Raw genomic sequence first — 1,152 nt, 5'->3', positions numbered from 1 at the left:
TAAATATAAATACGTATTCCTATATTATTAAAAGGATAATTCCGATGAGTAGCGATATCATTAAAATTTCAAGAAATACTGAAAATGCACCAATTAATTCTGTATCTACACAAACGGTCGCTTTTTCTCATTATAATAACTTTTCTGCTCAACTGCCTGTTGACCCTAAAACAGGTGAAATAGTTATTGGAGATATTAAAGACCAAGCAGCACAATGCTTGAGTAATATTAACTCTATTGTTGAAAGCATTGACCATGTTATGGATGATGTCGTAAAGATCAATATTTTCGTTAAGAATATTTCTGATATCGATGCTATTGATGAGGTTTACGCAAGCTTCTTCAACAACAGCCTGCCGACACGTACAGTCGTGGGTGTAGCTGCGCTACCGAACAGTGACGCTTTAGTTCAAATGGATGCTCTTATTTCGAACGGCGAAGGTACTAAACCACAAGCACCTTGCGCACTAGTTAAGGTCTCAAGAAATACAGATAATGCGCCTCAAAGTGCTGTATCGACGCAGACAGCGGCTTTTTCTCACTACAACAACCTTTCAGCTCAATTGCCTATCGATGTAAATACAGGTGAGTTGGTTTCAGGTGGTATCACAGAGCAAACGACACAATGTTTAGCAAACATTAAAACGATTCTAGAGAGTATCGGTCATGTCATGAATGATGTGGTTAAAACCACTATCTACCTTAAAAATGTTGAAGATGCAGAAAAGGTAAATGAAGTTTGCGCTAAGTTCTTCCCAAGTTATGTACCAGCGCGAACGGTTGTTAATGCTGCTGAACTACCAATGGGCGCTTTAATTCAAATTGATACATCCGTTTCACATGGCGACGGTACACCGCCGCAATTACCAGAAGACACTCGCTTGTTGGTTATTGAAGCTAATAATACTGTCGATGCCCCTTTCATGGCTTATTCGCACACCGTTGCTTTCTCTCACTACAATCATATTTCAGGCCAATTACCTTTAGACCCGAAAACAAATGAAATGGTTGCTGGTGGTGTAAAAGAGCAAGCGGAACAATGTTTACAAAATATTAAGGCGATCATTGAAAGTGTTGATCATAGTATGGACGATACTGTGAAAATTAATATTCAGCTTAAAAATGTTTCAGACATTGATACAGTGAACGAGG

1 protein-coding gene is annotated in these 1,152 nt (G+C 38.6%); it reads left to right on the top strand.

Annotated elements, in window-relative coordinates:
- Nucleotides 1-44 precede the first annotated feature (44 nt).
- On the top strand, nucleotides 45-1,152 hold a 1,108-nt coding region (locus AB4653_RS26055; RefSeq protein ID WP_372105671.1), incomplete at its 3' end, for a RidA family protein.

The organism is Vibrio sp. 10N.222.48.A3 (assembly GCF_041475345.1).
GTDB classification, from domain to species: domain Bacteria; phylum Pseudomonadota; class Gammaproteobacteria; order Enterobacterales; family Vibrionaceae; genus Vibrio; species Vibrio tasmaniensis_A.
Note: the sequence above shows the minus strand (reverse complement) of the source record. Positions and strands in the feature narration are given on the sequence as shown.